The 25,069-nt window shown below is 72.0% G+C and carries 24 protein-coding genes and 1 pseudogene; 12 read left to right on the top strand and 13 right to left on the bottom strand.

The genetic code is table 11. The features are described 5' to 3' along the window. The first annotated feature begins 311 nt into the window (after positions 1–311). The 4 genes from ACWV17_RS01550 to ACWV17_RS01535 all read left to right on the top strand — a co-directional run bounded on the left by ACWV17_RS01550 (position 312) and on the right by ACWV17_RS01535 (position 6,546). The gene (locus tag ACWV17_RS01550; RefSeq protein ID WP_455358133.1) at positions 312–3,803 is read left to right on the top strand and encodes a DNA polymerase III subunit alpha; all 3,492 of its coding nucleotides are present in this window, start codon (positions 312–314) and stop codon (positions 3,801–3,803) included. Next, a complete protein-coding gene (locus ACWV17_RS01545) occupies positions 3,800–4,828 on the top strand; it encodes a DNA polymerase Y family protein (RefSeq protein WP_455358132.1) in 1,029 nt (342 codons plus the stop codon). The genes ACWV17_RS01550 and ACWV17_RS01545 overlap by 4 nt, the downstream gene beginning before the upstream one ends. Before the next feature lie 184 nt (positions 4,829–5,012). After that, a complete protein-coding gene (locus ACWV17_RS01540) occupies positions 5,013–5,612 on the top strand; it encodes an isochorismatase family protein (RefSeq protein ID WP_455358131.1) in 600 nt (199 codons plus the stop codon). A 10-nt stretch (positions 5,613–5,622) separates the two neighbouring features. Further along, positions 5,623–6,546, top strand: a complete 924-nt coding sequence (locus ACWV17_RS01535) for a GlxA family transcriptional regulator (RefSeq protein ID WP_455358130.1) — start codon at positions 5,623–5,625, stop codon at positions 6,544–6,546. Here the strand turns inward: ACWV17_RS01535 and ACWV17_RS01530 are convergent. Beyond that, positions 6,543–6,950: a cupin domain-containing protein gene (locus ACWV17_RS01530; RefSeq protein WP_455358129.1), complete on the bottom strand. Its 408-nt coding sequence runs from the start codon at positions 6,948–6,950 to the stop codon at positions 6,543–6,545. The two genes, ACWV17_RS01535 and ACWV17_RS01530, sit on opposite strands and share 4 nt — an antisense overlap. 90 nt (positions 6,951–7,040) lie before the next feature. Between ACWV17_RS01530 and ACWV17_RS01525 the strand changes: the two genes are divergently transcribed. Both ACWV17_RS01525 and ACWV17_RS01520 read left to right on the top strand, forming a co-directional pair. Further along, positions 7,041–7,469, top strand: a complete 429-nt coding sequence (locus ACWV17_RS01525) for a MarR family winged helix-turn-helix transcriptional regulator (RefSeq protein ID WP_455358148.1) — start codon at positions 7,041–7,043, stop codon at positions 7,467–7,469. Between the two features lie 152 nt (positions 7,470–7,621). Beyond that, entirely contained in the window at positions 7,622–8,482 is an 861-nt protein-coding gene (locus ACWV17_RS01520; protein WP_455358128.1) for an esterase/lipase family protein, read from the top strand. Positions 8,483–8,516: 34 nt separating this feature from the next. On the opposite strand, the gene ACWV17_RS01515 is transcribed toward ACWV17_RS01520, so the two are convergent. Both ACWV17_RS01515 and ACWV17_RS01510 read right to left on the bottom strand, forming a co-directional pair. After that, complete coding sequence (locus tag ACWV17_RS01515; protein WP_455358127.1) at positions 8,517–9,551, bottom strand: lytic polysaccharide monooxygenase auxiliary activity family 9 protein; 1,035 nt, start codon at positions 9,549–9,551, stop codon at positions 8,517–8,519. Between the two features lie 549 nt (positions 9,552–10,100). Continuing rightward, positions 10,101–10,289: pseudogene (locus ACWV17_RS01510) on the bottom strand (CPCC family cysteine-rich protein); the annotation flags it as partial. A 176-nt stretch (positions 10,290–10,465) separates the two neighbouring features. Here ACWV17_RS01510 and ACWV17_RS01505 point away from each other — a divergent pair. Further along, entirely contained in the window at positions 10,466–11,200 is a 735-nt protein-coding gene (locus ACWV17_RS01505) for a DUF6928 family protein (RefSeq protein ID WP_455358126.1), read from the top strand. Positions 11,201–11,282: 82 nt separating this feature from the next. Here ACWV17_RS01505 and ACWV17_RS01500 read toward each other — a convergent pair whose 3' ends face one another. The 4 genes from ACWV17_RS01500 to ACWV17_RS01485 all read right to left on the bottom strand — a co-directional run bounded on the left by ACWV17_RS01500 (position 11,283) and on the right by ACWV17_RS01485 (position 15,242). Then, positions 11,283–11,597 (bottom strand): hypothetical protein, encoded by a 315-nt coding sequence (locus tag ACWV17_RS01500; protein ID WP_455358125.1) that lies wholly within the window; start codon positions 11,595–11,597, stop codon positions 11,283–11,285. A 164-nt stretch (positions 11,598–11,761) separates the two neighbouring features. Further along, positions 11,762–13,678, bottom strand: coding sequence for a protein kinase domain-containing protein (locus ACWV17_RS01495; RefSeq protein ID WP_455358124.1), 1,917 nt, complete (start codon positions 13,676–13,678; stop codon positions 11,762–11,764). 164 nt (positions 13,679–13,842) lie between these two features. Further along, positions 13,843–14,508, bottom strand: coding sequence for a hypothetical protein (locus ACWV17_RS01490; RefSeq protein ID WP_455358123.1), 666 nt, complete (start codon positions 14,506–14,508; stop codon positions 13,843–13,845). A 50-nt stretch (positions 14,509–14,558) separates the two neighbouring features. Then, positions 14,559–15,242, bottom strand: a complete 684-nt coding sequence (locus ACWV17_RS01485; protein ID WP_455358122.1) for a response regulator — start codon at positions 15,240–15,242, stop codon at positions 14,559–14,561. Positions 15,243–15,372: 130 nt separating this feature from the next. Between ACWV17_RS01485 and ACWV17_RS01480 the strand changes: the two genes are divergently transcribed. The 4 genes from ACWV17_RS01480 (at position 15,373) to ACWV17_RS01465 (ending at position 18,733) form a co-directional block, all read left to right on the top strand. Continuing rightward, positions 15,373–16,356 (top strand): Bug family tripartite tricarboxylate transporter substrate binding protein, encoded by a 984-nt coding sequence (locus ACWV17_RS01480; protein WP_455358147.1) that lies wholly within the window; start codon positions 15,373–15,375, stop codon positions 16,354–16,356. A gap of 95 nt (positions 16,357–16,451) precedes the next feature. After that, entirely contained in the window at positions 16,452–16,982 is a 531-nt protein-coding gene (locus tag ACWV17_RS01475; protein ID WP_455358146.1) for a tripartite tricarboxylate transporter TctB family protein, read from the top strand. 1 nt (position 16,983) lies between these two features. Beyond that, entirely contained in the window at positions 16,984–18,483 is a 1,500-nt protein-coding gene (locus ACWV17_RS01470; RefSeq protein WP_455358121.1) for a tripartite tricarboxylate transporter permease, read from the top strand. Between the two features lie 73 nt (positions 18,484–18,556). Then, a complete protein-coding gene (locus ACWV17_RS01465; RefSeq protein ID WP_455358120.1) occupies positions 18,557–18,733 on the top strand; it encodes a hypothetical protein in 177 nt (58 codons plus the stop codon). A gap of 21 nt (positions 18,734–18,754) precedes the next feature. On the opposite strand, the gene ACWV17_RS01460 is transcribed toward ACWV17_RS01465, so the two are convergent. Both ACWV17_RS01460 and ACWV17_RS01455 read right to left on the bottom strand, forming a co-directional pair. Continuing rightward, on the bottom strand, positions 18,755–19,234 hold the full coding sequence (locus tag ACWV17_RS01460; RefSeq protein ID WP_455358119.1) for a DUF402 domain-containing protein: 480 nt from the start codon (positions 19,232–19,234) through the stop codon (positions 18,755–18,757). Next, the gene (locus ACWV17_RS01455) at positions 19,231–20,163 is read right to left on the bottom strand and encodes a GNAT family N-acetyltransferase (protein ID WP_455358118.1); all 933 of its coding nucleotides are present in this window, start codon (positions 20,161–20,163) and stop codon (positions 19,231–19,233) included. Before ACWV17_RS01455 ends, ACWV17_RS01460 begins: the two co-directional genes overlap by 4 nt. A 69-nt stretch (positions 20,164–20,232) precedes the next feature. Between ACWV17_RS01455 and ACWV17_RS01450 the strand changes: the two genes are divergently transcribed. Further along, complete coding sequence (locus tag ACWV17_RS01450) at positions 20,233–20,607, top strand: GntR family transcriptional regulator (RefSeq protein ID WP_455358117.1); 375 nt, start codon at positions 20,233–20,235, stop codon at positions 20,605–20,607. Between the two features lie 422 nt (positions 20,608–21,029). Here the strand turns inward: ACWV17_RS01450 and ACWV17_RS01445 are convergent, their stop codons facing one another. The 4 genes from ACWV17_RS01445 to ACWV17_RS01430 are packed head-to-tail and all read right to left on the bottom strand — an operon-like array spanning position 21,030 to position 24,921. Beyond that, positions 21,030–22,124 (bottom strand): DUF5925 domain-containing protein, encoded by a 1,095-nt coding sequence (locus ACWV17_RS01445; protein WP_455358116.1) that lies wholly within the window; start codon positions 22,122–22,124, stop codon positions 21,030–21,032. Positions 22,125–22,175: 51 nt separating this feature from the next. Next, a complete protein-coding gene (locus ACWV17_RS01440) occupies positions 22,176–22,973 on the bottom strand; it encodes a polysaccharide deacetylase family protein (RefSeq protein ID WP_455358115.1) in 798 nt (265 codons plus the stop codon). Then, positions 22,970–24,046 carry a glycosyltransferase family 2 protein gene (locus tag ACWV17_RS01435; protein WP_455358114.1) on the bottom strand — a complete coding sequence of 359 codons (1,077 nt, stop codon included), beginning with the start codon at positions 24,044–24,046 and terminating at the stop codon, positions 22,970–22,972. Before ACWV17_RS01435 ends, ACWV17_RS01440 begins: the two co-directional genes overlap by 4 nt. Next, positions 24,043–24,921, bottom strand: a complete 879-nt coding sequence (locus ACWV17_RS01430) for a glycosyltransferase family 2 protein (RefSeq protein WP_455358113.1) — start codon at positions 24,919–24,921, stop codon at positions 24,043–24,045. Before ACWV17_RS01430 ends, ACWV17_RS01435 begins: the two co-directional genes overlap by 4 nt. Positions 24,922–25,069: the final 148 nt, after the last annotated feature.

The raw sequence follows: 25,069 nt of genomic DNA, 5'->3' as shown, positions 1-25,069 counted from the left end.
AGGAACCTAAGACCCCGCCACCACCCACACCATCAAATCGGCATGAACATCAAACAATCGCAGGAAAGCGTGCGGAATTGGCTACAGACTCATACAGGCTCTGCTAAGCAGCATTCACACGGATCCCTAAGTGAATCACCCAAAGGTTGAAGACCCTGCCGAGCGGATGCCTGAGCGGATGCCTGAGTGACGCCCGGGCGGACGCCTGGGCGACGCCTGGGCGACGCCCACCACGTGTCGTACGTACGTTCGAAACTTGGTCTATGGTGGAGCGAGAGGGGGGCGGTCACAGAGGGAAGCGGGAGGCGCGGGTGCCAGGGTTTACCCATCTGCACACCGTTTCCGGGTTCTCCATGCGGTACGGAGGCTCTCACCCGGAGCAGCTGGCCGCGCGCGCCTCCGAGCGGGGCATGGACGCCCTCGCCCTCACCGACCGGGACACCCTCGCGGGCACGGTCCGCTTCGCCAAGGCGTGCGCGGAGGCGGGAGTGCGGCCGCTCTTCGGGGTGGAGCTGGCGGTGGGGGAGTCCGGGACGGAGACGGCAGGCCCGGCGGGGCACAGGCAGCGGGCGCGCACGCCGGTCCGCGGCGGGGCGTTCCTCGACGAGTCCGCCCCCCGCGCCGCCTTCCTCGCCCGGCACGGCGCCACCGGCTGGGCCGCGCTGTGCCGGCTGGTCAGCGCCGCCCACGCCGACGGGGCCGAGCGTCCTCTGCTGCCCTGGGCGGCGAACCACGGCGACGGCCTCACCGTGCTCCTCGGCCCCGGCTCCGGCATCGGCCGCGCGCTGGCCGCCGGCCGCCCCGACCGCGCCGCGAAACTGCTCGCCCCCTGGCGGGAGGTCTACGGCGACGCGCTGCGGCTGGAGGCCGTGCACCACGGCAGGACCGGCACCGGCCCCGGCTCGCTGCGGCTCGCCGCCCGTACCGTCGGCTTCGCCGCCGAGCAGGGCGTACGCGCCGTACTGACCAACGCCGTCCGCTACGCCGACCCGGGGCAGGGCCCGGTCGCCGACGTGCTCGACGCGGCCCGCCGTCTCGTACCCATCGATCCGCGGGGGACCCTCGACAGCGGCGAGCGCTGGCTCAAGGGCTCCCGGGCCATGGCCGCGACCGCCGAGCGGATCGTGGAGGCGGCCGGATGGCGGCGCGACGCCGCGCACCGGCTGCTGGAGGAGACGTGGCGTACCGCCGCCGAGTGCCTGGTCGACCCCGCCGACGACCTGGGCATCGGCTTCGCCCACTTCCCCGAGGCGCGGCTCGTCGGCGCCGACCGCCGCACCGCGGCGCGGGTGCTGCGTTCGCGCGTCGCCGCGGGCATGGTGCTGCGCGGGTACGACCGCGGTGCCGAGGCGCACGCCTACTGGGAGCGGATGGACCACGAGCTGGACATCATCGACCACCACGGCTTCGCCTCGTACTTCCTGACGGTGGCTCAAGTCGTGGACGACGTAAGGGAGATGGGCATCCGGGTAGCCGCCCGGGGATCCGGCGCCGGCTCCCTCGTCAACCACCTGCTCGGTATCGCGCACGCCGACCCCGTCGAGCAGGGGCTGCTGATGGAGCGCTTCCTGTCCAAGCGCCGCAAGGAGCTGCCCGACATCGACATCGACGTCGAGTCCGCCCGCCGGCTGGAGGTCTACCGCGCGATCATCGGCCGCTTCGGCACCGAGCGGGTCGCGACCGTCTCCATGCCCGAGACGTACCGGGTGCGCCACGCGGTACGGGACGTGGGCGCCGCGCTCTCCATGGACCCCGCCGAAGTGGACCGGCTCGCCAAGTCCTTCCCGCACATCAGGGCCCGTGACGCGCGCGCCGCGCTGGCGGAGCTGCCCGAGCTGCGCGGCGTCGACCCCGACGGGAAGAAGTACGGGCGGCTGTGGGAGCTGGTCGAGGCGCTGGACGCGCTGCCGCGCGGGATCGCCATGCATCCGTGCGGGGTGCTGCTCTCGGACGCCACCCTGCTGCACCGCACCCCCGTCGTGCCCACCAGTGGCGAGGGCTTCCCCATGTCGCAGTTCGACAAGGACGACGTGGAGGAGCTCGGCCTGCTCAAGCTCGACGTCCTGGGGGTACGGATGCAGTCGGCGATGGCGCACGCGGTCGCCGAGATCGGGCGCGCGACGGGACGGCGGCTCGACCTGGACGACCCGGCGCAGGTGCCGGACGGCGACCCGGCGACGTACGAACTGATCCGCTCCGCCGAGACGCTGGGCTGCTTCCAGATCGAGTCGCCCGGACAGCGTGACCTGGTCGGCAGGCTGCAGCCGGCCACCTTCCACGACCTGGTGGTCGACATCTCGCTGTTCCGGCCGGGGCCGGTCGCGGCGGACATGGTGCGGCCGTTCATCGAGGCCCGGCACGGGCGCGCGCCGGTCCGCTATCCGCACCGCGACCTGGAGGAGCCGCTGCGCGAGACGTACGGGGTCGTGGTCTTCCACGAGCAGATCATCGAGATGGTGCACATCATGACCGGCTGCGGCCGGGACGAGGCCGACCGGGTACGGCGCGGGCTCTCCCACCCCGAGTCGCAGGGGAAGATCAAGGTCTGGTTCGCGCGGCAGGCGGAGCGGAACGGGTACACGGCCGAGGTCATCGCCCGTACCTGGGAGATCATCGAGGCCTTCGGGTCGTACGGCTTCTGCAAGGCGCACGCCGTCGCCTTCGCCGTACCCACCTACCAGTCGGCGTGGCTCAAGGCGCACCACCCGGCGGCCTTCTATGCCGGGCTGCTCACGCACGATCCCGGGATGTACCCGAAGCGGCTGCTGCTCGCGGACGCGCGGCGGCGCGGGGTGCCGGTGCTGCCGCTGGATGTGAACCGGTCCGCCGCCACTCATCGAATCGAACTGGTGTCTAATACGGATGCGGCGGCGGATGTTCCCGAGTCGAGGATGTGGGGGCTGCGGCTCGCGCTGTCCGACGTTCACGGCATCAGCGAGGCCGAGGCCGCCCGGATCGAGGCCGGGCAGCCCTACTCCTCCCTGCTGGACTTCTGGGAACGGTCCCGTCCCAGCCGGCCGGTCGCCGAACGGCTCGCGCAGGTGGGCGCGTTGGACACGTTCGGCACGAACCGCCGGGACCTGCTGCTGCACCTGGCCGAACTCCACCGTGTGCAGCGAAAGCTGCCGCAGGCGGGTGGCCAACTCCCCCTCGGCGGCGGCCGGGAGACCGCGCCCGTCGGACTGCCGGACCTCAACGAGGCCGAGCGTCTCAGCGCCGAGCTGGGCGTCCTCGGCATGGACGCCTCCCGGCACCTGATGAGCGACCACCACGCCTTCCTCGACGAGCTGGGCGCGATCCCGGCGAAGCGGCTCCGGGACACCGCGCACGGGCAGACCGTGCTGGTCGCGGGCGCCAAGGCGGCCACCCAGACCCCGCCGATCCGCTCCGGCCGCCGGGTCATCTTCACCACCCTGGACGACGGGACGGGCCTGGTCGACCTCGCCTTCTTCGACGACAGCCACGAGACCTGCGCGCACACGGTCTTCCACTCCTGGCTGCTGCTGGTGCGCGGAGTGGTCCAGCGGCGCGGTCCGCAGAGCCTCAGCGTGGTCGGCGCGGCGGCCTGGGACCTGGCGGAGCTGGCCGAACTACGGCGCGCGGGCGGCCTGGACGCGGTCGCCGCCCGGCTGGCGGCGCCGGTGGATGCGCCGGTGGAGGCGGCTTCCTCCAGCGACAGCGGCCGCCGGATCCGGCTGCCCACGGGCTACGAGCTGAACCCGTGGGCGGACCTCCAGCCGGCCGGCGATATGGCGGCCACGGGACGGAAGCTGTGGCATTCGAGTCCGGGGAGCGCGGGATGATCCTCTGTGTACGTTTCCATCTGGAGCCGGGGGCCGAGGCGAGCGGCGCCGGAACGGGCGCCGGGGTTTTGGGTACCGGGGTTTTCGGCGCCGATACGGCCCTTCCCGCGCTGCTCGCGCTGACCGAGGGGCTCACTCCCACCGTCCAGGCCCTGCCGCCCGATGCCGCGCTCGCCGATGTCCGGGGCGCCGAGCGGTACTTCGGCCGGGACGCGGCCGGAGTCGCGGCGCTGCTACGGGTGCGTGCGCTCGCGCACTGGGGCGTCGGCTGCACGATCGGCGTGGCCGGGAACCCGATGCTGGCCCGGATGGCCGCGCGGGAGGCCGCGCCCGGGACGACGCTGGTCCTGCCCGACGAGCCGGACGCGGTACGGGAGTTCCTCGCCCGGAAGCCGGCCGCCGCGCTGGACGGGGTCGGCGCCTCGACCGCCCGCACCCTCTGCTCGTACGGGCTCGACTCCGTCGGCAGGATCGCCGCGGCACCCCTGCCCACCCTGCAGCGGATCGTCGGCGCGCGGGCCGGGCGCGAACTGCACGAGAGGGCGCGCGGCATCGACCGTACGCCGGTCGTCCCGAACGCCGCCGCCCGCTCGATGGCCGCCGAACGGCCCTTCGACCGCGACGAGCTGGATCCGGTACGGCACCGGCGCGCCCTGCTCTCCCTCACCGAGGAACTGGGCGCCCGGCTGCGCGGCGAGGGCCAGGTGTGCCGCTCCCTGACCCTCACCGTGCGCTGCGCCGACCGGTCCACGGTCACCCGGAGCCGTACGCTGCGGGAGCCGACGGGACACTCCGCCGCGCTCACCGGGACCGCGTACGGGATCTACGAGTCGCTCGGCCTGCAACGGGCCAGGGTCCGCGGCCTCGCGCTGCGCGCGGAGGGACTGGGCCCCGCCGGACTCGCCGCCCATCAGCTCAGCTTCGACCCGGCGGACGACAAGGCCCGCAGGATCGAGAAGGTCGCCGACCTGGCCCGGGCGAAGTTCGGCCCCCGGGCGGTCCTGCCGGGCTCGCTGGCGGCCTGACCGGCGGACGCGCCGCCGGCGGGGGGCGGGGCCGGGTCGGATGACCGGATCGGTCCACAACCGGACACGGAGTGGATGACCGGATCGGTCCACAACCGAACGCGGGGTGGATGACCGGATCGGTCCGCAGCCGGACCCGATACGGCCTGCCGCCGGCCCGTCCCGGTCAGCCAGACTCGGCGACATGACCCGAGCACTGATCGTCATCGACGTCCAGGAATCCTTCCGCGCCCGGCCGCTGTGGGAGACCATCTCCGACCCCAAGATCGCCCACCAGGTGGACCGCCTGGTCCGGCTCGCCCGCCAGGCCGGGGACCTGGTGGTGTGGGTACTGCACTCCGAGCCCGGCAGCGGTGATGTCTTCGACCCCGCGCTCGGCCATGTCCGGCTGATGGAGGAGCTGGCGCTCCGGGACGGGGAACCCCTGATCCACAAGACCTCCCACAACGCCTTCACCACCACCAACCTGCAACAACTCCTCACGGAGCGCGGTATTCGCGAGCTCACCGTCTGCGGTATCCGCACCGAGCAGTGTGTGGAGACCACCACCCGCGTCGCGAGCGACCTCGGCTACCAGGTCACCTTCGTCGTCGACGCCACCGCGACCAACCCCATCCCGCACCGGGACGCTCCCGCCGGCCGGAGCGTCGCCGAAATGCTGGCCGACCCCCGGACCCTGGACGCCGAGGAGATCATCAGGCGCACCGAGTACGCCCTCGCCGGGCGCTTCGCCACCATCGCCACGGTCGACCAGCTGGAGGCCGCGGCCGGACCTCGGGCATGATGACCGGATCGTGAACCACATCGCCTTCTTCCTGGTGCCCGGAGTCCATCTGCTGGACCTGGCCGGCCCCGCGCAGGTCTTCTCCACGGCCGCGGACTTCGGGCACCCGTACACGCTCAGCTACATCGCCGAGCAGCCGCAGGTCCCCACCGCCCAGGGGCTGCCGCTGGTGGCCTCGACCGACTGGCCCGAGCTCGGCCCCGAAGACGTGATCGTGGTGCCCGGCTGGCGGGCGGTCACCCTGGCCGACAGCCCCGCCATCGGGGCGGCCTCCCTGCGGGTCGTCCGGGGCCACCACGCCAGGGGCGGGACCGTGGCCAGCGTCTGCGCCGGAGCCGAGGCGCTGGGGCGGGCCGGCCTGCTCGACGGCCGCCGCTGCACCACCCACCACGATGTGCAGGACGAGCTGGCCCTGCGCCACCCCCGGGCGGTGGTCGTCCGGGACGTCCTGTTCACCACCGACGACCGGGTGGTCACCTCGGCCGGCATCGCCAGCGGCATCGATCTGGCCCTGCATCTGATCGCGACCCGGCACGGCCCCGCCGTCGCCGCCCAAGTGGCGCGTGACATGGTCGTCTACGCCCGGCGCAACGGCAGCGAGCCGCAGGCGAGCGCGATGCTCCGGTACCGGTCCCATCTCGACGACGCCGTACACCGCGCTCAGGACCTGATCGACGCCCGCTTCGACGAGCCGCTGCGGCTGCCCGCCCTGGCGGCGGCGGTGGGCGTGAGTGAACGCACCCTCACCCGCCTCTTCAGCCGCGCCACCGGCGGCCTGACCCCTCTGCGCTACCAGCAGACGCTCCGCCTCGAACGCGCCGAACACGTCATCAGCCACGGCGCGACGGTCGAGGCCGCGGCCCGCACGGTGGGTTTCGAGGACCCCCGCATGCTGCGCCGCCTCCGCGCACGCGTGCCCCGAGAGACGGTCTAGCAGGCCCGATCGGCCTCGGCCCGGTCGCCCTGCCCGGCCCACGGGGGAGCGAGGTGGGTGCCGTCCGCCAGGTCGACTTCCATGCCGATGGAGGTGGTGACCCAGGTAACGGCCGTCTCCGTACCGCGGTTGTGGATCTGCACCGGCACGCCCGCGTTGATGACGGCGGTGTCGCCGGGAGTGAGCGGTTCGGTGCGGCCCGCGAGGGTGACCTCCACCACGCCGCTGAGCACGTGGAAGATCTCCTCGCGTGTAACGGTGTGCACCGGCGAGGAGGTCCCCGCCGGGATCTCGCCCCGCCAGGCGCACAGCTCCTTGCTGCCGGCGGCGGGTGTGGCGTACGAGAGGAACCGGGCGCCGTGGACCTCATGGACGACGGCATCGGATGTGCGGACAACGGGCAAGGTCTCTCCTGATGTAGACAAGTAGCTTGACTACATGCTCAAGCTACTTGACCTTGGTGTCAAGCTGTACCCGTGAACGATCACGACTCCATGGACCTCTCCGCCGCCCTGCTCGCCGCCGCGGGCGAACTCACCCGGCGGATCCACGAAGGCGTCGTAGCCCGTGGCCACGAAGGCCTTCGCCCGGCCCACGGCTTCGCCTTCGCGCTGCTCGCCCCCGCCGGTGCGACCGCAACCGCCCTGGCCGAGCACCTCGGGGTGACCAAGCAGGCAGCGGGACAGCTCGTTGACGAGCTCGTGCGCAAGGGGTACGTGGAGCGCCGCCCGCACCCGGACGACGCGCGCGCCCGGCTGGTCGTCCTCACCGACCTCGGCCGCGAGTGCACCCGGGCGGCGGAGGCCGCGGCGGCCGATGCCGTACGGCCGTGGGTCGAGCTGCTCGGTGAGCGGCGGGCGCGCGCACTGTGCGACGACCTGCTGCGGGTCGCCCCCAACGGGCCTGTGCGGCCCAGCTGGTGACGGTCCGGCGGGGCGGCAGGATTTTTACCGACGCGTAACTTCACACTTTTACTACTCGCGCGTAATTTGACGTGTGCACAGCATTCTTGTGATCCGGATCACAGGGCGAATCCCCCATCGCAATTCCCCTTGAGCCGCAAGGAGATCACACGATGCTGCCCTGGAAACGAGTGCTCAGACCCCTGGCCGCCCTGCTCCTGGCCTTCGCCGCCGTCACCGCCGCCCCCGCGACCGCAGGGGCCGCCGCCGCGCCCAGCAGCGGCTGGAACAACTACTCCTGCAAGCCCTCCGCCGCCCATCCCCGGCCCGTCGTCCTGGTGCACGGCACCTTCGGCAACTCCATCGACAACTGGCTCGGCCTCGCCCCGTACCTCGTGCACCGCGGGTACTGCGTCTACTCCCTCGACTACGGTCAACTGCCCGGCGTGCCGTTCTTCCACGGCCTCGGCCCCATCGACAAGTCTGCCGAGGAGCTCGACGCGTTCGTGGACAGAGTGCTCGCCGCCACCGGCGCTGCCGAGGCGGACCTCGTCGGCCACTCCCAGGGCGGCATGATGCCGCGCTACTACCTCAAGTTCCTGGGGGGTGCCGACGAGGTCAACGCGCTCATCGGCCTGGCCCCCGACAACCACGGCACCACCCTGATGGGCCTGACGAAACTGCTCCCGTACTTCCCCGGCGCGGAGGATCTCCTCAGCACCGCCACCCCCGCACTCGCCGACCAGGTGGCGGGCTCCGCCTTCCTCACCAAGCTCAACGAGGGCGGCGACACCGTACCCGGCGTGCGCTACACCGTCATCGCGACGAAGTACGACCAGGTCGTCACCCCGTACCGCAGCCAGTTCCTCGACGGCCCCGGCGTACGCAACGTCCTGCTGCAGGACCTGTGCCCGGTCGACTTCTCGGAACACGTCGCGATCGGGCTGATGGACCGGATCGCCTTCCACGAGACGGCCAACGCCCTGGATCCCGCGCACGCGAAGCGGACCACCTGCGCGTCGGTCTTCGACTGACGCGCAGGCGGTCCGGAGCCGGAAGGCCGGTGCCTCAGCGGGTGTGACGCCCGCCCGTGACGGCCTTCCGGCGGACCGAGGCGAACAGCACCGCGGCCCCGACGGCGAGGGCGGCCGCGCCACCGATCGCGAGTACGGGGGTGGTGCTGTCGCCGCCGGTCTTGGCGAGGTTCTCGCCGTCGGCGGCCGGGGTGGCGGGACCGTTGGCGGCCGGCTGGTTGCCGGTCGCCGCCTTCTCGGTCGCGTCCGTGGCGGGAGCGCTCGGCTCGGCACTGTTGCCGTGCTCGTCGCCGCCGTGGCCGCCGTGGTCCACGGTGGAGTCGTCGGTGCCGTCCTCGATCTGCTCCTCGGTGGGGGCGGAGGCAGTCGGCACCGGCGCCGGGGCGGCCTCACCGCTCTCACCGGAGCCACCCCCGGAACCCGACCCGCCGGTGTCCTTGCCGAACACCACGTCGGAGCAGGTGTAGAAGGCCTCCGGGCTGTCCGACCGCTGCCAGATGCTGTAGATCAGGTGCCGGCCGGACTTCGCCGGAACGGTCCCGTCGAAGACGTACGCACCGTTCTCCAGCTTCGGGTTGGTGGCCTTCGCGAAGGGCTGCGACTCCAGGTCGGACCACTTCAGCGGCTTCGACGGGTCGTAGCCGTCCTTCGTGACGTACAGCTCGAAGGACCCCTTGTGCGGGGCGGTCGCCTTGTAGCGGAAGGTGTGCGCGCCCGAGGACAGCTTGCTCGACGGCCAGTCGGCCCGCGGCAGATCCAGCCCCTTGTACTTGTCCCGGCCCGCGGAGCAGAGCTTGCCGTCCGGAATCAGCGACTTGTGACTGCCCGCGGCATTGGCGATGTTGACCTCGTTCCAGTCGTAGAACGCCTGCGCTCCGCTCGCCGCGACGGCCGCCTTGCACGCCGCCGACTTCGGGCTCTCCGGCCCCTCCGCGAAACAGGCCGACACCCGGCTGACCGGGTCGGTCATCGACCCGTGGGCGGCGGCGGGCCCGGCAGCGAGGCCGGCGAGCGCGAGCGGCGCGAAGCCGAGAGCGGCGATGCCGGTGGCCGTGCGGCGAGCGGTCATGGGGGTTCTCCTTCAACGGCGGCACAAGTGCGGTGAGGCGGGACGGAATCCGCTCCGCCGGCGCCGCCCCCCGAAGAACGGCACCGACGGACCGGAACCCGCCCCGACGATCAGCAAGCTAGCCGCCCGAAACCCCGAAACAGCCTGCTGGAACGGGGTGAAGGAGATCCTTATGGTCCCTTTAAGACGACGGTAAGACGGCCCTCAGGTAGGTAGGGCGCCGATCGCCCGCCCCGGACCTCGGACTTCAGGCATGCGGTCGTCCGTAGTCGTCCAGGAGAATCCGCCGGTTGTCGCCTCGGGTGGCTCCCCGTGTGGCTCCCCTGTTGCCCGCCAACGTGCGGGCCGGCTGCTCGCTGTCCGGTCAGCCCCTGGAAGCTGCGTGTACCGCAGTCCTCCTCGCTTACGGTGCAGACCCCGAACAGCCGTCCCGAGACGGTCTAACCCACTCCACCTGGCCTTCCAGCGGCGTCACGAGATGGCGGTGCATCTCCTGGAAGCGCATATAGCCCGTCGTTTCACCCCGAGATGACATGTCAGCCGTTGATGTCACGACCACGAGTAGAGGGTGCCCGTTCCGAACGGCGTTCCGCTGTCAGGGTGCTCCTCGGGCGACGGGTCGCGTACGAACTGCGCGCAGTACTCGTTGCACGCCCCGATCGCCTTGAAGTTCTGGCGGGCCTGCCGCAAGCTCAGGTCGTGGTTCGGACCGCCGCGGACCTCGTCGGCATCGTGCTCGTCCTCGCCCCACGCTCAGCCAAGGTGATAAACCCGCAGCAGGGACAGCGGTACGGTCCGGCCTCGGCGTTGCCGGGAATCTTGGCGACCTGGGTTTCGCAGGTCGAACGACGGTGCAGCGACGAATTGAGCATTGCTTTTGGGGAGGGGCCTTGGGAGCCAAGACCGGTCTGCTCGTGTACGCCGACGGCGATGTGCCCGGCCTACTGCGGCAGGTGGGAGCGGCGGACTTGGAGCAGACGTCCGTCATGATGCGGCGTCTTAATCCGAGCTGCGAGATCGAGGAGAGTGATGGCTCGGACCTGTACGAGGGCGTGTATCCACCGGATGGAACGGCCTATGCGGCGAGCTGGCCCGGCGTAGAGATCGTCTGCGATCGGCGCCTGATGATCGATTCCCCGTCACAGCTCCCCGGGCACCTCGTCGCGGCGAGTGCCGGCCGACGGTTGGTCCTGCACGCCATGCACAGCGTGGTCGACTGGTTGGCGTTCGCTGTATGGGAGGACGGACGTCTCATCCGGTCTCTGAGCCTGTCACCGGATTACGGGATCATCGAGAACATCGGGGAACCGCTCCCTTTCGAACTTCCCTACTGGGCCGGGGACCGTCCGCCGGACGTCATTCCGTGGCCGGGTGAGGAAGAGGAGCCGTACGCCCTGCCCTTCCATCCTCTGGAGCTTGGCGAAGACGCGCTGCGGGCACTCTGCGGCTTCGTCCAGGAGGGCATGCCGGAGCCCGGGGACGTTGACGCGGACAGCATCGAGCTCCATGGTTTTCGCGTGCGGGACCCGAACGGTCCCGACCCCGCCGAGAAGGAAGTGGAGTTGCGGAGGGCCGGGGAAGCGATGGGGCCGCCCCAGTTCTACACGATGGGCCCTGACGGCTTGCTGGCCGAACGGGACAGCCCCTAGCTCCCGCAGGGGCCCGCGGCAACTCGCTGTGCGTGGGAGGTGACAGGTCGCCGAGGGCCGTACCGATCCGCCGCTGTTGGTGTCAGCCGTTGATGTCACCGCCCGCCCGCCTCTCGCGGCTGTGCGGCGCGCGGCGCGCTTGCATGGTCAGTAGAAAGCCAAGCAACGCGACCGCGATGGCCCCGTCGCGAATGGCTGTGTTCCTGGGGAGCACGCCGCCGAACCAATAGACGATAAGCGCGGCAGCAATCGTCAGCTCTCCCCAGCCGTACAGACGCGTGCGGAGGATGTGCCGACGCTCCCAGGGCAGCAGCCATCCCCAGCGGAGTGCTGCCGATCCAAAGAAACCCGCATGCAGCGCAATCAAGCCGACAGCAATGCCGACGTACGGAAGCATGCCTCCCCCTTCCCTGGTGGCGGGATCATGGCATGTCGCCGAGAGTGGGACCAGGTGCGGCGTACACCGTAGCCGTACGTCGCTGCCCACGCCTTTCTCACCGTTCCACGGGCCACCGCACTGTCTCAGGGGTGAGGGGTACGGCTGATCGGGGACCGGCTGGTTCAGCCGCCCACCGGGTCCACCGCGTTGCGCCAGATCTTGACGTCGACCGTGATGTGGTCCGTGGTGTCCGGCGAGGGTGCCGTGCCGCGGAAGGTGATGAGGCCCACGTGGCCGGTTCCGCTGATCACGCACATCCGGTCGCCGACAGCGAGGTCTCTCACCCACACGTACTTCTCACTGCCGGTCTGTGCGAGGCACGCATCCGACGTCCCCGCGGCGCGGGGAGCCAAGCGGGTCAGCTGGCTCCGGCTGGTGGAGCCGGGCGCCACCACGGCGCCGGAGGAGTAGACGCTGTAGGTGAAGTCCTCGTCGGTGGTGCCCGTGTCGGCCTTGGCGCGTACGGGGCGGTCTCCCAGGTACAGGTCGCGGCTCGCCGTCATGCGAATGCCGGTGTAGGTGACGCTCGTCGGCTGGGCGGCGGCCGGCGCGGTCGGCTTGCGGGAGGCGTCCGACGTCTGGGACGTGGCCGGTTCGGCGGAGGCGGGCGGGGCAGTGCGGGTCGGGGATGAGGAAGGGCGCGCCTTCGCCGTGGGCTTCTTCGACGGCGATGCGGACGGCCGGCCGGAACCGGTCGGTTGCGGCTCCGCCGTGGGGCTCGAGGGCTGGCCGGCCGGTCCACTCGCGCCATCCGCCGGCTCACTGGGGCGCAGGACGCCGGACAGGAACAGGGCGCCGGTCACGGTGACCGCGGTCAGGACGACCGCCCCACCGGCGACCAGCCCCCACTGCTTGGTACGACGCCGCGGTGCAGGCCGCGCGGCGGCGGGACCGGTCGGCGCGGAGTAGAGCGCGGCGCCTGCGACGCCCGCGTGGGGGGCCGCAGCACCGGGCGCGGCCGTTCCGGCGAACGCGCCGCCGGGGTGGCCGCCGACGCCCGGGGCGGCGGGAGCGGGAGGGGCCGGTGCACCGAACTCACCGCCGGTTACGCCCGGCCCACGGGAAGCGTCTCGCTGACTCACGGCGCCCTGGCGGGGGACTCGCAGGGCCATCGTCTGCGCCCCGGACGGCTGCGGCACGGACGGCCGTGGCTGCGGCTCGCGCACCGCGTGCTGCGCGAGCTGCCCCGCCACCGACGCGGGCAGCCAGCTCTCGACGCGGCGCAGCCCCTTCGGGTCGGCGGCAGCGCACAGGCGTATGACGTCGGCCGGGGTCAGCCGCCGGGCCGGCTCCTTGGGCAGACATCCGGCCACCAACTCGACGAGATAATCCGGGAGTTCGCCGAGCTGCGGCTCCTCGTGCACGATGCGGTACAGCACCCCGTGTGAGGGCCCGTCGCCGAAGGCGCCCACGCCGGTGGCGGCGAAGGCGGTGATCTGGCCGAGCGCGAACACGTCGGCCGCTCCGGTGATCTCCCCGCCGAGTGCCTGCTCGGGCGCCATGAAGGCGGGTGTCCCGATGGCGGATCCGGTGTGGGTGAGGGAGGTGGCGTCCACGGCGCGCGCCACCCCGAAGTCGATGACGCGGGGCCCGTCGAGAGCGAGCAGCACATTCGACGGCTTGAGGTCGCGGTGCACGATCCCGGCGCGGTGGATGTCCTGGAGCGCCTCGGCCACACCCGCTGTCAGCAGCAGTACCGTCTCCTTGGGCAGCGGCCCGTTCTCCTTGACGGCCTCAGCCAGGGAGGGGCCCGGAATATAGGCGGTGGCGAGCCAGGGCATGGGCCCTTCGACGTCGCTGTCGAGGACGGGTACGGTGCACACGCCCTGGACGCGGCGGGCGTTGGCGACCTCCTGCCGGAACCGGTCGCGGAAGTCGCGGTCGTCGGCGAGTTCGGGGCGGATCACCTTCACGGCGACGGCCCTTCCGCCGGGTGTGTGGGAGAGGTAGACACGTCCCATGCCCCCGGCGCCGAGCCGCGCCTGAAGGATGTATTCCCCGGCGGTGCGCGGATCGTCGTCCTGAAGCGGCTGGAACATCCCCGCACCCGTCCCCGCACCCGTCTGCACGTTCCCGACTCCCGTAGCGCTCTGCTGCCTCGCACACAACTGGTCGGAACCATATCGGTGTTCGAGCGGGCGCGGTGACGGACGGCCGCCCCGCGGCCCCACCGCCACGGGTCCCGAGGACGTCGGGCCTCACGTCATCGGGGACCGCCGTCCGGCCGAGGTTCCCCGTACCACCGCCACGTCGTCAGGCGCGCGTGGCCGGGCAGTTCGGTGCGGCCGGTCGCCCACAGCAGGGTGGGCCACGGGGGTGTGCCAGCCGGGGCGTCCGGGAACAGGCGGGCGAGCACCCTCGCGCACAGGCCGGCGGGCGGGGTCCAGGTCAGGCCGAGTCCCTCGGCCAGGTCGTGCGTGTGCACCAAGGTCTCCACGATCCCCATCGCGGCGAAGCCCTCCGGGTCCGAGATGCCGTGGCCGTGGTACGCGCGGACATGCGGCGGTGTCGTACGCACCATCGCGACCAGCAGCGCGCCGCTCGCCTCCAGGACCTGCAACAGCCCCTCCGGCCCCGCCGATCGGTCCGCGTGGATGGAGTTCGCCGGGCCGCCGGGCCGCCGGCTCTCCCATACGAAGGGGACTTCGCCGGTCAACGGCGGGGTACGGGGGCCCAGTTGCACCGCGTACGCGAAGAGATCGTCGCTGAGGTGCTCGACGGTCTCCCAGCACGTCCACTCCAACGAGCCGGCCGTGTCGTCCCAGGCCGCCGCAGGCGCCTCCCGGAGCGTGGTGACAGCGAGCCGGACGGCGTGGCCGACGTCGTCCGCGGTGACCGGGGACCGTTCGGCTTGCGTGGATCGGGACATGGATCGGGGCATGGCAGGAACCGTAGCGCGAGCGGCGGGCAGGCGGGCGTTCAGCCGATCCAGCGGTAGCGGCGCTCCGGGCGCCCCGTCCCCCCGTACCGCAGCCGCACCTCGGCCCGGCCCGTGTCCGCGAAGTACTCCAGGTAGCGGCGCGCGCTCACCCGCGACAGCGCTCCCGCCTCCGCGCACTCCGAAGCCGAGAGGCCGTCCGCGTGCTCGCGCAGCGTGCGCTCTACCAGGACCGCCGTGTGCGCCGCGAGGCCCTTCGGCAGCTCACGCGAGCCCGGCGGCCGCGTCCCGAAGATCTGGTCGACGTCCTCCTGGCGCGCTTCGCCCAGGGAGTCCAGCCGCGAGCGCAGTGAGGCGACGTGCCGCAGCTGCTCCTGGAGGGCGGCCTGGTTGAACGGCTTGATCAGGTAGTGCAGGGCCCCGGCCCGCAGCGCCGCCCGGATGACCCCGGCGTCCCGGGCGGCGGTGATGAACAGCGCGTCGACACTGGGCCTGCCCTCCCGCTCTTCCGCCGCGCGCAGCTCGCGCAGTACCTCGATCCCGTCCATATCGGGCAGATAGACGTCCAGGAGTACGAGATCGGGGCGCACCTGGGCCGCCGCGCGCAGCGCTTCGCCGCCGCTGTGGGCCACCCCGACGACCGTGAACCCCTCCGTCGCGGACACATAGCGGCTGTGCAGCCTGGCGACCATGAAGTCGTCGTCCACCACCAGCACCTTTGTCACCGCGACAGGCTAAGGCGCGACCACAACGACCACAACGTCCGTTGATTGCGGAAGAGAGACAGCTTCTCAACACCCAGGCAACATGTGGGCCACCTCACACACTCTCCCGTACGAACAGGTGGTGGCACACGTGCGCCTGCGCACTCCCCTCGCCCTGCTCGGGGCGGCGCTGCTCGTGCTCGTCGGACCACCGCTGCTCACCACAGGCAGCGGCGCCGGCACCGGCACGCAGATCCCCGGCCTGCGTTTCATGGTCCCGAACACTCCCGGCGGCGGGTACGACATCACGGCCCGTACCGCCGCCAAGAACGCCGAGGACGCCGGCCTCACCCACAACATCGAGGTGTTCAACCTGCCCGGCGCCGGCGGCACCGTCGGACTGGCCCGCCTCGTCGGCGAGCACGGCAACGGCAAGCTCGCCATGTCCATGGGGCTCGGTGTCGTCGGCGCCGTCCACACCAACAAGGCGCCCAAGACCCTGTCGGACACCACCCCGATCGCCCGGCTCACCGAGGAGCAGGACATCGTGGTGGTCTCGAAGGACTCCCCCTACCGGACCATCGGGCAGCTGCTCGACGCCTGGAAGAAGAACCCCGGCAAGCTCCCCGTCGGCGGCGGGTCCTCACCCGGCGGACCCGACCACCTCGCCCCCATGCTGATGGCGCAGGCGGCCGGGATCGCCCCCAAGACCGTCAACTACATCCCCTTCGACGGCGGCGGTGAACTCCTCGCCTCCATCCTCGGCAACAAGGTCGCCTTCGGCGTTTCGGGCGTCGGCGAGTACCTCGACCAGATCAGGTCGGGGGAGCTGCGGCTGCTCGCGGTCACCGGGCCCGAACGCGTCCCCGGACTCGACGCCCCCACCCTCCGCGAGGCGGGGCTCGACACCGAGTTCACCAACTGGCGCGGCATCGTCGCGCCGCCCGGACTCTCCGATGCGGAGCGGGACAAGCTCATCGCGCTCGTCGAAGAGCTCCACGGCTCACCGCAGTGGAAGGAGTCGCTGAAGAAGAACGGCTGGGACGACGCCTTCCTCACGGGAGACGAGTTCGGCGACTTCCTGGCCGACCAGGACATGCGTGTCGACACGGTACTGAAGGAGCTGGGACTGTGACCCCCGACTCGACCGGCGGCATCGGCGCGACCGGCGCGACCGGCGGCATCGACGCGACGGGCGCGGCCGGCGCCACCACCGGCCCCACCGGCGCCATCGACGCGACCGCAGACAAGACCCCCGCCCCGCGCCACACCTCATGGCTGCGCGAACACTCCGAACTCGGCGTCAGCGTCCTGCTGCTGGTGCTCGGCGTCCTCGTCCTCACCGACGCCCTCACCATGACCGTCGACATCGCCCAGCGCGGCCCCGTCGGCCCCAAGACAGTCCCGGTCGTCGTCGCCGTCGCGCTCCTGCTCGTCGCCGCACTGCTCGCCGTCGACGTCCTGCGCGGCGGCCGCGGCGAGGCCGAGGGCGGCGAGGACATCGACCTCTCCGAGCCCGGTGACTGGCGGACCGTCCTGCTGCTCGCCGGAGTCTTCCTCGGCAACGCCGTCCTCATCGGCCCGCTCGGCTTCCCGGTCTCCGGGGCGCTGCTCTTCTGGGGCTCCGCGTATGCCCTCGGCAGTCGCCGCATGGACCGCGACCCGCTCATCGCGGCCGGGCTCTCCCTGCTCACCTATGTCGTCTTCAACAACCTGCTCGGTGTCCCGCTCCCCGGCGGCCCGCTGATGGGAGCGCTGTGACATGGACTCCTTGAACTCCCTGCTCGACGGCTTCGGTACCGCCCTCACCCCCGTCAACCTGCTCTGGGCCGCGCTCGGCGTCCTCCTCGGTACGGCCATCGGCGTCCTGCCCGGCATCGGCCCCGCCATGGCGGTGGCCCTGCTGCTGCCGGTGACGTACGGTCTCGAACCCACCGGCGCGTTCATCATGTTCGCCGGCATCTACTACGGCGCCATGTTCGGCGGCTCCACCACCTCCATCCTGCTCAACACCCCCGGCGAGAGCGCGGCCGTCGTCGCCGCCATCGAAGGCAATCCGATGGCCCGCGCCGGACGTGGCGCGCAAGCCCTCGCGGCCGCCGCCATCGGCCACTTCGCGGGCGGCATGATCGGCACCATCCTGCTGGTCGCGCTCGCCCCCACCGTCGCCTCGCTCGCCGTCGACATCGGAGCGCCCGACTACTTCGCCATCATGGTGCTGGCATTCATCGCCGTCACCTCCGTCCTCGGCTCCTCCCGCATCCGCGGCGCCGCCTCCCTGCTCATCGGCCTCACCATCGGCCTCGTCGGCCTCGACCAGATGACCGGACAGCAGCGCCTCACCTTCGGCTCGCTCCAACTCGCCGACGGCATCGACGTGGTGATCGTCGCGGTCGGCCTCTTCGCGATCGGCGAGGCGCTGTGGGTCGCCGCGCACCTGCGCCGCTCGACCGGGGAAGCGATCCCGGTCGGCCGCCCCTGGCTCGGCAGGTCCGACGTCCGGCGCACCTGGAAGTCCTGGCTCCGCGGCCCCTTCATCGGCTTCCCGTTCGGCGCGATCCCGGCCGGCGGCGCGGAGATCCCGACCTTCCTGTCGTACGTCACCGAGAAGCGGCTGTCCAAGCACAAAGACGAGTTCGGGCGCGGAGCGATCGAAGGCGTCGCGGGCCCGGAGTCCGCGGCGTCGGCCTCGGCCGCCGGAACCCTCGTCTCCATGCTGACCCTGGGCCTGCCGACCACCGCGGTCGCGGCGGTCATGCTCGCCGCCTTCCAGCAGTACGGAATCCAGCCCGGCCCGCTGCTCTTCTCCCGCGAACCCGACCTGGTGTGGGGACTGATCGCCTCCCTCTTCGTCGGCATGGTGCTGCTGCTTGCCCTCAACCTGCCGCTGGCCCCCCTGTGGGCGAAGCTGCTGCGCATCCCGCGCCCCTACCTCTACGCGGGCATCCTCTTCTTCGCGGCGGTCGGCGCGTACGCGGTCGGCGGCGAGGCCCTGGACCTGGTGATCCTGCTGCTCATCGGCCTGCTGGGGTTCGGGATGCGGCGGTACGGACTGCCGGTGCTGCCGGCGGTCATCGGCGTCATCCTCGGCCCGGCCGCCGAACAGCAGCTGCGGCGCGCGCTGCAGATCAGCGACGGCAGCGTGACGGGCCTGGTCAACACGTCCTTCTCGGTGACCGTCTACGCGGTGATCGTGGTCCTGCTGGCCTGGCCCTGGCTGAAGAAGCTGGTCCTGCGACGCCGTCGTAGCGTAGCCGCATGACCGACGACATCCGCCCCGCCACCGCGGCAGACGTGACCGCCGTGCAGGCCGTGACCGACGCGGCTGTGGGCGGGTGTTCGTCACCGGCTCGCCCGTGGTCGGGGTCATCGCCCTGGTCCCGGACGACATCGTCGTGTACTGCCGTGCGGGGCTCGACGCGTACCGCGCCGGTGACCGGTTCGTGGTGCACTGGCACGAGGACGGGGACGCCGTCGCGTACGACCCGGAGCGGGGGAGCAGGGCGAGGTGATCTGAGCCCTGCCCGCCCGGCTCAGCTGAGCAGCTGGTCGAAGCCGTCCTGCCGTGCCAGGAGTTCGAGGGCGTCGAGGGCGCGGCGGGCCTGCTCCGCCGCCTCCGGGTCGCGGGCGGTCAGGCCGCTCGCCTCGAACTCGTCCTCGTCCAGGCGCAGGACGGACGACCGGTCCGCCGACACCCACAGGTCGAGGTCCAGGTCCTCGACCACCAGCTCGTCGCCGCGGACGACGGCGGGCCGGGTCACGTCGCAGTACCAGCCCTTCAGCGTCCCGTCCCCCGAGCGGACCTCCTTCACCGCGTACCACCGCGCGCGCCAGAAGTGCTCGGTGAACACATCGCCCGGCTCGAACCGGACGAAGCCGAAGTCCCGCGTGTCTTCGGCGGCCCACGGGGCGCGGACCGTGACGCGGTCGCCGTCGTCCGCGATCAGGGTGGCCGGGTAACGGATCTTCGTACGCCCGGCCTTGACCAGAGCGACGGTCAGCCCAGTGGTCATCGGCTGTCACCGCCCAGCTGCTTGACGTGCCGGACCTCGGTCGCCGAGATCGTGTAGCCGAACCACTTGTTGATCGCGAGCATCGGACCGTTGTCCGCATCGTTGCCGGTGAACGCCTCCGTGTAGCCGGCCGCCCTGGCCCGGTGCAGGGAGGTGTTCTTGGCGAGCTTGGCCAGGCCCCGGCCGCGGAAGGCGCGGCGGGTGCCGGTCATGGCCGACGAGTAGCGGGTGAGACCGTCGGTCTCCGCGGCGCTGAACGCGGCCACCTCCCCGTCCACCACGACGACCGAGGTCAGTTCGCGGTCCAGGGACGGGTTGTTCCAGGTGTGGCTGAGCCAGTCCGCGTAGTCCGTGAACTCCGCGCCCACGTCGCTGGGCTCGTCGGAGGTGGTCTCGGCGTCGGCCTCGAAGAGGGGGCGCGGGTCGTCGGCGAAGTCCGCGGCGGTACGCAGCTCCACACCCGGCGGCGGCTCGGGCAGCGGCGGCAGCGTGCCGTTCGCCAGGTCGAGCCGCAGGAAGTGGGCCGGGCGGCTCGGGCGGTAGCCGCGGCGCTCGGCGAAGGCCCGGAAGGGCGGCTCGTCCAGCACCCAGGAGTACACGGCGGTGGCTCCGGCCGCTGCGAGGTACTCCTCGGCGGTACGCAGGATCAGCGAGCCCGCGCCCCGGCCGCGGCGCTCCGGATGGACGTACGGATTGACGAAGGACTGGCCCGGCTCATTGCTGTCGTACGCGATGCCGGCCTGCGCCGTGCCGATCACCTCGCCGTCCTCCTCGGCGACCAGGAGCCGGTACCGCTTGGCGGGGTTGGCGCTCGCGACGTCGAAGGCGATGCCTTCGAGGGTGGTCACCATGAACGGGAGGGCGGCGCGTCGTACCCGGACCACCCCTTCGGCGTCGGCGGGGCGGAAGTCACGGACGATCACAGTCATGGGCCGCACGTTACGCGCGAGCCGGCCAAGGTCGCCCCTCATTATCGGGAGGTGGGGGAGAATCGGCCTGTGACCTTGAAGATCTCCATTGACCCAGCCGCCGGGACCGCTCCGTACGAGCAACTGCGTACCCAGATCGCCGGGCAGGCGCGCTCGGGCAGGCTTCCCGTCGGCTACAAGCTGCCGACCGTGCGCGGGCTGGCCGAGGAACTCGGTCTCGCGGCCAACACGGTGGCCAAGGCGTACCGCGCGCTGGAGGCGGACGGGGTGATCGAGACGCGCGGCCGGAACGGAACGTTCGTCGCGGCGGCGGGCGACGCGGCGGACCGCGAGGCGGCGGCCGCGGCGCGGGCGTACGCGGAGCGTGCGGTACGCCTCGGACTCGACCGGGACGCGGCGCGGGCGGCGGTGGAGGACGCGCTGCGGGCGGCATACGCGAGGTGAGGGCCGGGGGGAAGTTCCCCTACCCTTCCCCCAGACTCCGTCCGGGGGGACCCCAACCTTCCCGAACCGGGGCCAAGCCCCCGGCCCCCAGCGCGTCCGCTGCGCGGCGTGTTGCGCCGTGCGTACCGGACTCGGGCCCGGACCGTGGGCCCGGCCCTCGGGCTGCCCGCTGCGCGGCGCGTTGCGCGGTGCGTCCGGACTCGGGCGGGCCCGCTTCGGACCGTGGGGTAGACCGCCGGTCTCCGGCCGCGCCCGCCGCGCGTTACGGCCCCCGGACCGTGGGCCCGGCCCCGGACCGCCGTCGGCGGCGCGTTGCGCCGTGCGCCGTGGACTCGGGCGGGCCGCTTCGGACCGTGGGGCAGGCCGCGGTTTTCGGCCGCGGGCGGTGCGCGGTTCGCGTCGCGGGCTGCTGGCGGCGCGGCTCAGAGGTACAGGCCCGCGTCCGCTCCCGGGTTCTGGGACGGGACCGAGGCCGGGCCCGTGCCGCGGCGGAGGGCGTACAGCTCCGCCAGGGTCGCGCCTTCGCGGCCGATGCCCTCGTCCGTGCCGAGCCAGTCCACCGACTCGCGGTGCGTCAGCGAGCCGACCTCGATCCGGGCCAGGCAGCGGCCCGGGCGGACGACCGCCGGGTGGAGACGTTCCAGGTCCTCGTTGGTCGTGACCCCCACCAGGACGTTGCGGCCCTGCCCGAGCAGCCCGTCGGTGAGGTTCAGCAGCCGGGACAGGGCCTGGCCCGCGGTGTGCTTGGCCTCGCCGCGGATCAGTTCGTCGCAGTCCTCGAGGAGCAGCAGACGCCAACGGCCCTTCGCCGTACCGTCGTCCTCCCCGATCGCGATGTCCATCAGATAGCCGACGTCGTTGAACAGCCGTTCCGGGTCCAGTACGCAGTCGACCTGGCACCAGTCGCGCCACGAGCGCGCCAGCGTGCGCAGCGCCGAGGTCTTGCCGGTGCCCGGCGGGCCGTGCAGCAGGAGCAGCCGGCCCGCGATGTCGTCGGGGGTGACCTTCATCAGCCGGTCCATCGCCTCGGCCACCGGCGCGGTGTAGTTGGGCCGGACCTCGGCCCAGGTACCCGCGGCGATCTGCCGGGTGGTGCGGTGCGGGCCGCGACGCGGCGAGACGTACCAGAAGCCCATGGTGACGTTCTCGGGCTGCGGCTCGGGCTCGTCCTGCGCGCCGTCGGTCGCCTGCTTCAGCACCGTCTCGGCCAGGATGTCGCTGACCGCGGTCACCGTCACATCGGCGCCGCGGTTCCAGCGCGAGACGAGCAGGGTCCAGCCCTCGCCCTCGGCGAGGGTGGCGCTGCGGTCGTCGTCGCGCGCCGAACGCAGCACCTTCGCGGCCGGCGGCAGCAGCGTCGCACCGGACCTGACCCGGTCGATCGAGGAGCTGTGGGAGTACGGCTGCTCGCCCGTCGCGAAGCGGCCGAGAAACAGCGCGTCGACGACATCGGACGGTGAATCGCTGTCGTCGACGTTGAGCCGGATCGGCAGCGCGTCATGAGGGTTGGCAGACATGGCGCCCATGATCCGGCACGGCGTGATCCTTTGCACCCAGGTTTCGTGGGATCACTCCTCCGGCCGCGGGCGGGCCGGCCGGGCCCGGCGGACCGCGCGGACCAGGGCGTACCCCTTGGTGAGGGCCCGGTCGCGGGCGAAGTTCCGGGTGATCGCCCGGCCCTCGACCAGCCGCTCGAACTCCTCGATGCCGGTGCGGCGCCGGACCGTCAGCCGCTCCAGCGCGTACGGGCCCTGGCGGCGCCGCGCGAGAGCGTTGCCCACTGCGAGCGCCTGGGCGTACCCGGCGGCGCGTACGGTACGCCGGACCCGCCGGCTGGAGTAGCCGTACGGGTAGGCGAACGACGCCGGGGGTTCGCCGAGCCGCTCGGCGATGATCTCCCGGCATCGCCGGACCTCGAAGTCCAGCCGGTGGTCCGCGAGCTGGTCCAGCTGCGGATGGGTGTGGCTGTGGCCGCCGATCTCCGCGCCGGCCGCGGCGAGTTCGCGTACCTGGTGCCAGTCGAGCATGGTGTCGAGCGCGCCGCCGCAGTCGTCGGGGCCGCGCAGCCAGCCGGTGGAGACGAAGAGGGTCGAGGCGAAGCCGTGCTTGGCGAGGGCGGGGAGGGCGTGCCGGTGCACGCCCTCGTAGCCGTCGTCGAAGGTGATCAGCACGGGCCGCGGCGGCAGCGCTTCGAAGGAGCGCCAGGCGTTGGCCAGTTGGGCTGTGGTGAGTGGGGTGAAGCCCCGTTCGCCGAGCAGGTCCATCTGCTCGGCGAACGCCTCCGGGGCGACGGAGAGCCCGCGGGTCGCGGGCGCGGGGTCGTGGGCGACGGAGTGATACATCAGCACCGGCACGGGCACCGTCATGCGGCGTCGCCCTCCCGCTCGCGGATCCCTCCGGCCGGAGACCGGAGCTCCCGTGCCGGGAGCTCCCGCGCCACCCCGTGCGGCGCCTCGCGCAGTGCGATGGGCTCCGCCGTGAAGGTCGTGCCTTCCCGGCGGGCGCGGGCGCTGCCCAGCAGATAGCCGGCCGCCGCGGCCGCCACCCCCGTGACGATCGCGCCCGCCCGGCCCGCGCCGCCGGGGCGGCCGAGCACGGCGTCGCGCAGGCCGCGCGCCACGCCCGCGGGGAGCACCCGCGTGGTGTAGCGGCGCTCGGACTCGAGTCCCTTGTCCGCGCCCACACTGCGGGTCACGAGCGCCTTGGACAGGCCTTCCGCGTAGGCCCGGGTGCGGAAGTAGCCGAACCGCTCCCGCGCCGGCGGCACCTTGTGGTGGATGACCGCCCGGTCGTCGATCAGCAGCACCGCGTGCGGGAGCGCCCTGCCGAGCCGGATGCACAGCTCGGTCTCCTCGCCGCCCAGCGGCCGTCTGTCGCCGTCCCGGCCGATGCCCGTCGCGAAGCCACCGGCCGCGTCGAAGGCCGCCTTCCGGAAGGAGGCGTTCCCGCCGAGTACGTTGCGGACCCGCACCTTGCCTTCCGGCAGCCCCCGGTACGTACAGCCGACGACCCAGTCGAACTCCTCGGGGAACCAGGCCGGTCTGCGGCGCGAGGCCCAGACCGGCACGGTCCGGCCGCCGACCGCCATCACGCGGGGATCCGCGTACGCGGCGGCGAAGTGGCGGAGCCAGTCGCGCTCGGCGACCGCGTCGTCGTCGAGGAACGCGACGATCGAGCCCCTGGCGGCGGCGATACCGGTGTTACGGCCCGCGGACAGGCCGCGCGGACCGGCGTTGGCGAGCACCCGCACCGTCCCTCCGGCGTACTCCCTGCCGAGCCGCTCCAGCAGTGCCGGATTGTGGTCCACCACCACCAGCGTCTCGAGCGCCGGCCGGGACTGGCACCGCACCGAGGAGACCGCCGCGAGGATGTCCTCCCAGCGGTCCTCGGTGTAGACGCAGATCACCACGGAGATGTCCGCACCGCCGGCGTCCGTCAAGACAGCTCTCCTCGGCCCGCGCTGCCCGCGTTGACGGCGATCGCCGGGGTGAGCCGCCCGCGCCGGCGGCGGTTCCCCTGTTCCCTGAGGATGACCCTGAGGACGCGCAGTCCGTCGCGTACGGCGCGCAGGTTGCTGACGCCGTGGATCCGCAGGTACTCGTGGCTGGGGATCTCCTGGACTCTCAGCCCGGCCTTGACGACGCGGATGTTCATGAGCGTCTCGACCTCGAACCCGGTGCAGTCGAGCGAGATCTTGTCGAGGCAGTGCCGCCAGAACGCGTTGTAGCCGTAGCACAGATCGGTGTAGCGCGCGCCGAACTTGGCGTTGACCACCGCGCACAGCACCCGGTTGCCCAGCTTGCGGACCGGTGTCATGTCGTCCGTACCGCCGCCGTTGGCGAAACGGGAGCCCTTGGCGAAGTCGGCTCCGCCGACGAGTGCGGAGACGTAGGAGACGATCTCGCCGCCGTCCGCCGAACCGTCCGCGTCGACCATCACGATGATGTCGCCCGTGCAGGCGGCGAATCCGCTGATCAGCGCATCGCCCTTGCCTTTTCCGCGCTGCTTCACGACCTTGACGTCAGGCCAGTGGTCTCTTGCGACCTGCACTGTGTCGTCCGTCGAATTCCCGTCGACGAGGACGACTTCGTGGATCCAGTCGGGCAGGGTCTTGAACACGTACGGAAGATTCTCCGCCTCGTTCATGGCGGGAATCACGACGCTCACCGGTGGCGTGATGGCGAGGTGGGAGGAGACCGGGCGGTACTGGCCGGGTATTCGGCCGATCACGGTCTCGGAGGAGCGGCCGCCCAGCGGCGACGTCAGGACGAACGGATCTGGCCCCGGAACCGCAGGGCGAAGGAATGAGCTCATGAGTCTTTTCCCTCTCGTCCGGTGGACTGCCCGCCCCCGGGCAGTCCGGATGAGTGTCCGGTTCGAAAGGGGGGTTTCTCACCCCGGTCATGACGGCATGGCACACCGTACGGTTCGGGTGAGCTGGCGAAAACGGCCGCGCGGCCCA

This window comes from Streptomyces mabaensis (assembly GCF_053763515.1).
This window is presented reverse-complemented; position numbering and strand designations above follow the sequence as displayed.

Bases quoted from the DNA above. Each gene is read 5' to 3' on its own strand.
- ACWV17_RS01545 (WP_455358132.1), top strand. From the start codon at position 3,800: ATGATCCTCTGTGTACGTTTCCATCTGGAGCCGGGGGCCGAGGCGAGC.
- ACWV17_RS01540 (WP_455358131.1), top strand. From the start codon at position 5,013: ATGACCCGAGCACTGATCGTCATCGACGTCCAGGAATCCTTCCGCGCC.
- ACWV17_RS01525 (WP_455358148.1), top strand. From the start codon at position 7,041: ATGGACCTCTCCGCCGCCCTGCTCGCCGCCGCGGGCGAACTCACCCGG.
- ACWV17_RS01520 (WP_455358128.1), top strand. From the start codon at position 7,622: ATGCTGCCCTGGAAACGAGTGCTCAGACCCCTGGCCGCCCTGCTCCTG.
- ACWV17_RS01515 (WP_455358127.1), bottom strand. From the start codon at position 9,551: ATGACCGCTCGCCGCACGGCCACCGGCATCGCCGCTCTCGGCTTCGCG.
- ACWV17_RS01500 (WP_455358125.1), bottom strand. From the start codon at position 11,597: ATGCTTCCGTACGTCGGCATTGCTGTCGGCTTGATTGCGCTGCATGCG.
- ACWV17_RS01495 (WP_455358124.1), bottom strand. From the start codon at position 13,678: ATGTTCCAGCCGCTTCAGGACGACGATCCGCGCACCGCCGGGGAATAC.
- ACWV17_RS01490 (WP_455358123.1), bottom strand. From the start codon at position 14,508: ATGTCCCGATCCACGCAAGCCGAACGGTCCCCGGTCACCGCGGACGAC.
- ACWV17_RS01470 (WP_455358121.1), top strand. From the start codon at position 16,984: ATGGACTCCTTGAACTCCCTGCTCGACGGCTTCGGTACCGCCCTCACC.
- ACWV17_RS01460 (WP_455358119.1), bottom strand. From the start codon at position 19,234: ATGACCACTGGGCTGACCGTCGCTCTGGTCAAGGCCGGGCGTACGAAG.
- ACWV17_RS01455 (WP_455358118.1), bottom strand. From the start codon at position 20,163: ATGACTGTGATCGTCCGTGACTTCCGCCCCGCCGACGCCGAAGGGGTG.
- ACWV17_RS01445 (WP_455358116.1), bottom strand. From the start codon at position 22,124: ATGTCTGCCAACCCTCATGACGCGCTGCCGATCCGGCTCAACGTCGAC.
- ACWV17_RS01440 (WP_455358115.1), bottom strand. From the start codon at position 22,973: ATGACGGTGCCCGTGCCGGTGCTGATGTATCACTCCGTCGCCCACGAC.
- ACWV17_RS01430 (WP_455358113.1), bottom strand. From the start codon at position 24,921: ATGAGCTCATTCCTTCGCCCTGCGGTTCCGGGGCCAGATCCGTTCGTC.